This window comes from Devosia sp. (assembly GCF_028290645.1).
In the GTDB taxonomy this organism is placed as follows: Bacteria; Pseudomonadota; Alphaproteobacteria; order Rhizobiales; family Devosiaceae; genus Devosia_A.
Map to the genome: position 1 here is coordinate 1 of NZ_JAQGJL010000394.1, position 3,809 is coordinate 3,809.

5 protein-coding genes are annotated in these 3,809 nt (G+C 63.6%); 2 read left to right on the top strand and 3 right to left on the bottom strand.

The annotated features are described in order from the left end of the window. The coding region (locus JWQ89_RS20960; RefSeq protein WP_299644334.1) for a cbb3-type cytochrome c oxidase subunit I at positions 1-452 on the bottom strand (452 nt) is incomplete at its 3' end. 113 nt (positions 453-565) lie between these two features. Continuing rightward, a complete protein-coding gene (gene coxB, locus JWQ89_RS20965; RefSeq protein WP_299644336.1) occupies positions 566-1,405 on the bottom strand; it encodes a cytochrome c oxidase subunit II in 840 nt (279 codons plus the stop codon). A 445-nt stretch (positions 1,406-1,850) separates the two neighbouring features. On the opposite strand from coxB, the gene JWQ89_RS20970 reads away from it, so the two are divergent. Then, positions 1,851-2,408 carry an invasion associated locus B family protein gene (locus JWQ89_RS20970; protein ID WP_299644339.1) on the top strand — a complete coding sequence of 186 codons (558 nt, stop codon included), beginning with the start codon at positions 1,851-1,853 and terminating at the stop codon, positions 2,406-2,408. 149 nt (positions 2,409-2,557) lie between these two features. Here the strand turns inward: JWQ89_RS20970 and JWQ89_RS20975 are convergent, their stop codons facing one another. After that, positions 2,558-3,034: a GNAT family N-acetyltransferase gene (locus tag JWQ89_RS20975; RefSeq protein ID WP_299644341.1), complete on the bottom strand. Its 477-nt coding sequence runs from the start codon at positions 3,032-3,034 to the stop codon at positions 2,558-2,560. Between the two features lie 90 nt (positions 3,035-3,124). On the opposite strand from JWQ89_RS20975, the gene JWQ89_RS20980 reads away from it, so the two are divergent. Further along, positions 3,125-3,809, top strand: a 685-nt coding sequence (locus tag JWQ89_RS20980; RefSeq protein ID WP_299644343.1) for a DNA gyrase modulator, incomplete at its 3' end; no start/stop codon positions are given.

Consider the following 3,809-nt stretch of genomic DNA (forward strand, 5'->3'; position numbering starts at 1 on the left):
ACGCCGTTATTGCCGGGCGCGCCTTCCACGAAGGTCGAGATGATCAGCAGCGCGAAGGCGGCGGGGAGCAGCCAGAACGACACGTTGTTCATGCGCGGGAACGCCATGTCCGGCGCGCCGATCATCAGCGGCACCATCCAGTTGCCGAAGCCCCCGATCATCGCCGGCATCACCATGAAGAAGATCATGATCAGGCCGTGCGAGGTGACGAACACGTTGTAGGTATGGCTCTCGTGGAAGATCTGGACGCCCGGATACATCAGCTCGATGCGGATCAGGATCGACATCGCGCCGCCGATGATGCCGGCAATGATCGCGAAGATAAGGTACATCGTGCCGATGTCCTTATGGTTCGTCGAATAGACATAACGCCGCCATCCGGTGGGATGAGCATGCGCATGGTCATCATGGGCGTGATCGTCGTGAGCTGGTGTTGCCGCGGTCGTTGCCATTTTCAAATCCTGCTATGTCGTCTCTTGCAGTCTTTGGGCCTTTCAGCCCGTGGACCTCGCGGTCCGGTCGCCTGTCTCTTTAAGCAGCGAGCCCGAAGCTCACCAAGCCAGTCTCACTGCGCCGCCGGTGCAGCCGAGGCGAAGGAATTCGCCGGGTTGGTCGCGTACTTCTTCTTGGCGGTCTCGACCCAGGCCGCGAACTCCTGATCGCTGACCACCCGGATCGCGATCGGCATGAACGCATGGTCCTTGCCGCATAGTTCCGAACACTGGCCGTAGAACATGCCGAGCTTGGTGGCCTTGAACCAGGTCTCGTTAAGACGGCCCGGCACGGCGTCGATCTTGATGCCGAAGGCAGGCATCGCGAAGGAGTGGATGACATCGGCGCCGGTGGTCTGGACGCGGATCACCTTGTTGACCGGCACTACAACCTCGTTGTCGACGGCGAGCAGGCGCGGCATCTTGTCGGCGGCCATCAGCGAGTCAAACTCGAACGGGCCGTTGTCGGGATAGGAATAGGTCCAGTACCACTGCTTGCCGGTCGCCTTGATGGTGAGGTCGGCCTTTGGAATATCGAGTTCAAGGAACAGCAGGCGGAACGAGGGCACCGCAACGGCAACAAGGATGAGCACCGGAATCAGCGTCCACGCCACCTCGATCAGAGTGTTATGGGTGGTCTTCGACGGCACCGGGTTGGCCTTGGAATTGAACTTGACCGCCACCATGACCAGCAACACCAGCACGAACAGGGTGATGGCGGTGATCAGCCAGACCAGGAAGTTGTGGAACCAGGTGATGTTCTCCATCACCGGCGTGGCGGCTTCCTGCAGCTTGTATTCCCAGGGCGCGGGCTGGCCCAATTCGGCAAACGCAGCCCCGCTCAACGCGAGCCCGGTCCCAACAACCGCTAACCCCAGCAACCGGCGGCCAATCTGGCCCTTCGACATCTTCATGTCGCGCGCGCTCCCATGTAAAACCCGTGCATGACGGCCGATTGCCGTGACATGCCGCTCGGCTCGCCTCCCGAACAAAAGGCGTTGTGCCCATTCGTTAGAACGCGTCGAAATCAAGCCTCTCAAACCATAAATCTCGGGCTGTCGCAATGCAGTAATGGGCTGTGCCGGAATGCAATCGCGAGGATTGCGCCGGCCCCGCAATTCCCGCACCAAATCACCCTCAACCGCCTCTTGACCGGGCCGACAGCGCTTGACAGGCTGACTGCCCGATGTACGCACAGGGAACGGTGCATCGCTGCTACGTGATTCGCCGTTACGGTGTCGGTTGCCGGGCCGGACGCCTTCACAGCGCCGTCATTTCCGGTTCAGTGCTTTGCGAGCCGGACGCGCCCGCCTTGCCGGGAACGTGACGCCGGGACCAATTGACCAAGGATCGACCCTGATGGGGCCATCGAAATTCCAGCACACCACCACCCAGGGCCGCAAGCCGCCCGTTGCCGCAGGTTTCCGCCGGCTGGCCGGTCTGCTGGCGCTGCTGGCGGCCACGGCTCTGTCCGGGGCCGCCCATGCCCAGGGCGCGGTGCGCTCGACCCACGGCGACTGGCAGATCCGCTGCGACACCCCGCCTGGCGCCCAGGCCGAGCAATGCGCCCTGATCCAGAGCGTGGTGGCCGAAGACCGCTCCAACGCCGGCCTCACCGTGATCGTGCTCAAAACCGCCGACCAGAAGAGCAAGCTGATGCGCGTGGTGGCGCCGCTCGGCGTGCTGCTGCCCTCGGGCCTCGGCCTGAAACTCGACAATCAGGACGTCGGCCGCGCCGGTTTTGTCCGCTGCCTGCCCAATGGCTGCGTCGCTGAAGTTGTCATGGACGACAAGCTGCTCGGCCAGCTCCGCACCGCCAAGACCGCGACGTTTATTATCTTCGAGACCCCGGAAGAGGGCATCGGATTTCCGCTGAGCCTGAACGGCATTGGCGAGGGATATGACAAGCTGCCGTGAGGGCTCCTCGTGGCCTCATGGTTCGAGACGCGCGAAGACGCGCTCCTCACCATGAGGGTCCGAGACCTCATCCTGAGGAGCATCGCGATAGCGATGCGTCTCGAAGGATGGAGCCACCGGAAAGTGCTAGAACAGCACCGCCATCAGGATCAGGTCCTCGTACGCGCCATCGACCTGAACCGCATCCGCTGCACGCCCTCCGTCGCAAAACCGATCTTCCGGTACAGCGCCATCGCGTTGGCGTTGTCTTGCCGGACCGTCAGCTCCACCCGATGAAGCCCAAACGCTTTTGCCGCGGCGAGCGTCCGCTGCATCAGGTCAGCCCCGATGCCCTGGCCGCGGAACGGCGGCAGAAGGCCCATGCCGAGCACACCGGTATGGGCGTGGATCGGCCGATCCTTGGCCGTCACATCGCACCAGCCCACCACTTCGCCCGCCACCAGCGCGACAAATTGCGGATGGCCGCGCTTGATGTGGTCGAGCACGAAGGCCCGCGTACTCTCCAGCGGCGGGGCCTCGAGCAACGCCAGATAGCGCCGCTCGCGGGCGACAAAATCGAGGGTCCGGTGAAAGCCCTCGATATGGCCTTCCTCAATCGGGACAATTTCCACCGGCATAGCCGTCATTCCCGCCCCCACAGGCTCGATTCCACCCCTCGCGGAACGGCCGGCAAGCAACTATCTTGGATTTGAGCCTCCCACAACGGAACACTCCCCATGACCCCCACAACCTCCCTGCTCGACCGCGCCAACCTCGACCGCGACGCGGTGCGACATCAGATCACGCGCGGGCTGGAGGGGGCCGACGACGGCGAGCTGTTCCTGGAATACAGCCAATCCGAAGCGCTGATGTTCGACAATGGGCGGCTGAAGCAGGCCACTTATGACACCGCCCAGGGGTTCGGGCTGCGCGCCGTAAAGGACGACGCGGTCGGTTACGCGCATTCCTCCGACGTCTCATTGCCGGCGCTGATTCGGGCGGCGGATGCGGTGCATGCGGTGCGCGGCGGCTATAGCGGCAATTTCGCCGCCGCTCCGCCGCATACCAATGTGCGACTCTATGGCGACGACAATCCGCTGGATGCGCCGGGTTTTGAGGCCAAGGTAAAACTGCTGGCGGAGATCGACGCCTATGTCCGCGACAAGGATCCGCGGGTGCGGCAGGTAACGGTCAGCCTGATGGCGACCTGGCAGGTGGTGGAAATCCTGCGGCCCTACGGCGAGAGCTATCGCGACATCCGCCCGCTGGTGCGGGTCAATGTGTCGGTGGTGGCCGGCCAGGGCGACCGCCAGGAAAGCGGCAGCAAGGGCTATGGCGGCCGCGAAGGTTACGCGCGGTTCATCGAGACCAAGGCCTGGCGCGAGGCCGCCGACGGCGCGATCCGCGAGGCCATGGTCAATC

Excerpts from the sequence above, each read along its gene's own strand:
- coxB (WP_299644336.1), bottom strand. The coding sequence starts at position 1,405 with ATGAAGATGTCGAAGGGCCAGATTGGCCGCCGGTTGCTGGGGTTAGCG.
- JWQ89_RS20970 (WP_299644339.1), top strand. The coding sequence starts at position 1,851 with ATGGGGCCATCGAAATTCCAGCACACCACCACCCAGGGCCGCAAGCCG.
- JWQ89_RS20975 (WP_299644341.1), bottom strand. The coding sequence starts at position 3,034 with ATGACGGCTATGCCGGTGGAAATTGTCCCGATTGAGGAAGGCCATATC.